This is a genomic window from Acutalibacter intestini (assembly GCF_034334985.1).
GTDB classification, from domain to species: domain Bacteria; phylum Bacillota; class Clostridia; order Oscillospirales; family Acutalibacteraceae; genus Acutalibacter; species Acutalibacter intestini.
The window spans coordinates 1-4,538 of record NZ_JAWXXL010000080.1; the positions used below are offsets into that span (position 1 = coordinate 1).

5 protein-coding genes are annotated in these 4,538 nt (G+C 42.8%); 2 read left to right on the top strand and 3 right to left on the bottom strand.

The annotated features are described in order from the left end of the window. Nucleotides 1–175: 175 nt before the first annotated feature. From U8U68_RS21480 to U8U68_RS21490, 3 genes are all read right to left on the bottom strand, one after another. Nucleotides 176–475 carry a nucleotidyltransferase domain-containing protein gene (locus U8U68_RS21480; protein WP_160579909.1) on the bottom strand — a complete coding sequence of 100 codons (300 nt, stop codon included), beginning with the start codon at nucleotides 473–475 and terminating at the stop codon, nucleotides 176–178. Further along, nucleotides 454–849, bottom strand: a complete 396-nt coding sequence (locus tag U8U68_RS21485; protein WP_160579908.1) for a HEPN domain-containing protein — start codon at nucleotides 847–849, stop codon at nucleotides 454–456. The genes U8U68_RS21480 and U8U68_RS21485 overlap by 22 nt, the downstream gene beginning before the upstream one ends. Before the next feature lie 377 nt (nucleotides 850–1,226). Beyond that, entirely contained in the window at nucleotides 1,227–1,607 is a 381-nt protein-coding gene (locus U8U68_RS21490) for a helix-turn-helix transcriptional regulator (protein WP_322204451.1), read from the bottom strand. A gap of 278 nt (nucleotides 1,608–1,885) precedes the next feature. Here U8U68_RS21490 and U8U68_RS21495 point away from each other — a divergent pair, with 278 nt between their 5' ends. Further along, nucleotides 1,886–3,676 carry an ABC transporter ATP-binding protein gene (locus U8U68_RS21495; RefSeq protein ID WP_161475023.1) on the top strand — a complete coding sequence of 597 codons (1,791 nt, stop codon included), beginning with the start codon at nucleotides 1,886–1,888 and terminating at the stop codon, nucleotides 3,674–3,676. Beyond that, a partial coding sequence (locus U8U68_RS21500; protein WP_322204449.1) for an ABC transporter ATP-binding protein occupies nucleotides 3,673–4,538 on the top strand: 866 nt, incomplete at its 3' end. The genes U8U68_RS21495 and U8U68_RS21500, both read left to right, overlap by 4 nt.

Sequence of the window (4,538 nt, forward strand, 5' to 3'; positions counted from 1 at the left end):
GGTTGCGGGGGCAGGATTTGAACCTACGACCTTCGGGTTATGAGCTGTGGTGAACCGATCTTTCTAGCCATTTCTAGGCGTTTCTGCCCCTTTTTGCTCGATTTTCTGGCCAAAACCCGAAGGTCTGACCCTGTCCAGTCCACTGAGTTTTTCCGGTTCTGGGTCAGCTTATGGGTCAGACAGCGATCCCGGTTTCACGGACAGTATGGAAAAAGCCGCTGTCAGAATCGGCAGCAGTCAAAAGGACAGGCTCGATATCCGCATTGATTTTTCTGGAAAGCCTCCATAACAGAGCGACACTGTCCAAGTAGTCGCCTGGAATATCATCAACAATAACGGCAATATCAATATCGCTATTTTCTTTGGAAGTCCCTTTTGCCTGAGAGCCGTAAAGGACAACAGACTGAACCTTGAGTTCTTCACGGACCCCGTCAGCATACTTTTTTGCCAGCTTTAACACTTCGTTTTTATCCATGACAATAATTCCTCCGTTTTACGGATCAAATCTTCACACCGGGATTCGGTTAGGGAACGTAAGAGCTTTTCTTTATTGAGGGGATACCTTGCCTCCACATTTAGCGGGCTTAGAACATCCAAAAGCGAAAGCTGATCTTCGCACATTTCAGCGGAAATCTTCGACAGGTTGGCAAGGCGCACCAGGCTGTGGATATATGGCAATTCGCCGTCAGGTTCCCGATGGACAAAAACTGCCTTCAACCCCTTTTCAATCGTCTGGTGGCACATAAATCCCACATATAGAAAGCGTTTTGTTTGCAGCATCGCTTTTGCTGTTTGCAGGTCATAATCCGCGCAGTCCAGCCAATATGCTGTTTTTGCAAATTCATTCATTGAAAAGCCTCGCAAAGTCCAGTTTACTGCTCATAGTATACCACAAGGTATACGAAAAAGAAAGGTTTTTTAAAGTCAAAATTTGCGCTGCATAAACAAAGAAAGCGCATATTCATTTTGCCACGCAGCTATCCAAAACATCTGAACCCCAATGTTACCTGTTCATATTCCTCTTTCAGCTTTTGCTTATACTCACCCAATGGGTAGTAAATCCGCGACCGCTCCCGGGCGGCCTCGGCGCCGGAGTAGTATATGGACACGTAACGTGGGTGGTATGGGCGATGCCAGCGCTAGTGCAGATGGACGGTTTGCATATCCGTTTCCCGGCCATACCTGGGACACTTACTCAGGTCACAACGGTATCGACATTTCATTTGCTAATTGCTACGGCGAGCCGGTCTATGCGGTGGCAGCTGGAACTGTCCCCTATACGCAGGATGGATACCTGCTAATGGTGTGGGCTTTATTTCCTGCTCCAATTCGGCAAATTCAGGCGAATCAAAAAAATCGATCAGCGTGATACCTAGACCATCGCAAATCTTCTTGATGGTCAAAATTTTCGGGTCCATGCTCTTTCCATACAAGATATTTTTGATGGAAGATGGCGGCAAGTCTAATAAAGTAGCAAGTTTATTGATGGTAATATTGTGTTTTGCGCAAAGTGATTGAATCCGATTGCAAATAGCTGTGATAGTATCTGTGATGGATAACTGCTCTACAAGCTGGAATTTATCGCACAGTCTAGGGGACAGCCTCAGATATTAATTTTTTCCACTTGACATTGACCTTGGGACATGGTTTATACTATAAGAAACTTAGGGCAACACTGCACAAAGACCGGCCTACTGCCTTTGCATACGATTTGCTTACATATTTTCCCTCGGAGCACACAGTTTTCGCTTACCAATTGTCAAATTGCCTACACTCAGCCTGTGCACTCTGACGAAATAATCTGAAGAGTTAATCGAAGATTAACTCTTGCGCAACTTCTCATTCACAATCTTTGTGCGGTATTGCCTTAATTTAGGAGAAGAAAATGATGAAAGTGCGTTTTGTTAAGAAAAAGTATACATATTGGGACTCCCTGAGATTTTCTATAATCAGTTCACCCGTGTGTACGGTATTGTATCTGATCCTGTCTCTTGCTGTTGCAATTCTGCCAACCTACCAGGTCATTGTTAATGCAAGATTTATTGATAATGCGCTGGGACTTATAGACGGCTCCGCAACAAAAAGGGCGGTATATATTTCACTGGCGATTGTTATCGGGATTATAGCATATCAATGGCTTGTTCAGCCCATAAAGGCATATCTTGCCAACAAAATCGAGATGGATATGAGGGTCAGTCTTAAGGGCGCATATGTTGAAAAATGTTCAAAGATTGCGTTTAAGTATGTTGAAAATACGGACAGTATGGATTTAATGAACCGTGTTGCCGACACAATGGAGCATAAGTTTATCGACGGCTTTACAAATGTAGTCAATCTGATATCGCTGTTTATGGCCATTGCGGGACTGCTTATTGTCCTTATTACACAGATTGCCTGGGTTGCACTGATTATTATAGCTGTTGCCATACCGCTTCTCTATCTTTCGTTCATAAGCGGAAAGGCAACCTATGAGGCCAATAAAGAGATTACCAAATATCAGAGAAGATACAAATATCTCACTACCGTAATGACGGGAAGAGAAAATGTTGATGAGAGAACGGTATTCGGATATAACGAAAAGCTGAACGACAAGTGGTTTGAGCAGTATGAGATTTCCAGAAAAATGGAAACAAGAACACGTGCCAAATGGTTTGTAAAGCTTAAATCCGGAAGTGTGATAACAGCATTTCTGTGTACCTTTATTGCAGCAATGCTTATCAACCCTGTCGCAGCGGGAATTATTACAATCGGTATGTTCTTTTCACTGATAAATGCAACCTTTGAGCTTGTACACACCATGTCATGGTCACTCACAAGATTAATCGAGGCTGTATCCACACATATCGAATACCTTAAGGAGATTACAAAGTTTGCGGCATTTGAACAGTATGATAATGCGGACGCCGTGCCTGAAGGCGGTATAGAATTTAAGTCTTTGGAATTCAGGAATGTAACTTTCAAATATCCCGGTACGGAAACCTATATTCTTAAGGATATGAATATGAAGATAGAAGCCGGCAGGCATTATGCCTTCGTTGGAGCAAACGGAGCGGGAAAGAGTACTATTGCCAAACTTCTGACAGGCCTTTATCAGGATTATGAGGGCAGGATACTTATGAACGGAAGAGACCTTAGAGAATATACGGCAGCTCAGCTTAAAGCCTTTTATTCAGTTGTTTATCAGGACTTTGCAAGGTATTCCATTTCAATCTGGGATAATATCGCCATAGGATGCGTTGGCGGAGCGGATGATGAAACAATCAACAATGCCATAACTGCTCTTAAACTGGACTCGGTTATTGAAGGCCTTGAGGATGGTAAGGATACATTGCTGGGTAAGCTGGCACAAGAAGGCAAGGATCTTTCCGGCGGTGAATGGCAGAGAATCGCCCTTGCAAGATGCTTTGTAAGTGAAGCGCCGATTCGTGTACTGGATGAACCCACAGCCGCCTTGGACCCCGTTGCGGAAAGCAATCTTTATAGTGAATTTGCAAAGCTTTGTGAAGGGAGAACCACATTGTTCTTCAGTCACAGACTGGGCTCGGTTAAGCTGGCAGACTACATTTACGTAATTGATAAGGGACATGTAGAGGAACAGGGAACGCATAATGAGCTGATGGCTGCAAAGCAGCTTTACTATACGATGTATGACAGTCAGAGGATGTGGTATCAATGAGTGAAAAGAAAATAAGTCCCATTAAGATACTTAAGAGAATAACGCCTCTTGTATTTAAGACAACGCCTTTCTTTTTCGGATTGTTCATTGTAATTACAATACTCCATGGCTTGTCATGGGCAGTAAAGATTTTGTTTCTGCAGAAGTTTTATGATACTACCAGTGAAGTAATAAATACAGGCGGAAGCATAAAGACCATATACATTTTTCTTATTGTGTACGGCGTGGTTATTATTCTGGCAGAGCTTGTTAACGCACTTAACAATTTCCTGTATCTACCATTTAACCAGAAGGTTATTGGAAAATTGATGCAGAGGGTTCATCTTAAGATATCTAAAATTGGAGCCATCGAATATGAAAATGCGTCAACTCTGGACAGCATCAACAAGGCCGGGATGGGAATCAATCATATCTTCAACATGGTATTTTCATTTATCATGATGATGGCATTTTTCCTGCCCTATGTGCTGTTTATGGGAATATGGATTTTTACTATTAAGCCGATTCTGGCAATCGTAATTGTCATTTCCATGATGCCCTGTCTTCTGACAAAGCTTGTGCAGGTAAGTATGTACGCGAATCTTGAGGATGAGATTGCTCCGCTGAGAAGATCCTATGATTATTATGAGAGCACCATCTGCTCCAAGGAATATTTCAAGGAAACGAGAATTCTGGGCGTAACGAGCTATTTTAAGAAACTTTATTATGACACAATGGTTGTTTTGAATAAGAAAAGCCTTAAGGTGGCAAAGAGAGCCTGTCTGTTTGATCTTGCGGGAAAAGGAATAGGCCTTGCGGGTTATCTGGTTGTCCTTCTGCTTTTTGTGAAAGCATTGCTTACAGGTGATATTACGGCGGGTAC

What these genes read in the sequence shown, in the direction of transcription:
- U8U68_RS21485 (WP_160579908.1), bottom strand. Translation starts at nt 849, where the DNA reads ATGAATGAATTTGCAAAAACAGCATATTGGCTGGACTGCGCGGATTAT.
- U8U68_RS21480 (WP_160579909.1), bottom strand. Translation starts at nt 475, where the DNA reads ATGGATAAAAACGAAGTGTTAAAGCTGGCAAAAAAGTATGCTGACGGG.
- U8U68_RS21495 (WP_161475023.1), top strand. Translation starts at nt 1,886, where the DNA reads ATGATGAAAGTGCGTTTTGTTAAGAAAAAGTATACATATTGGGACTCC.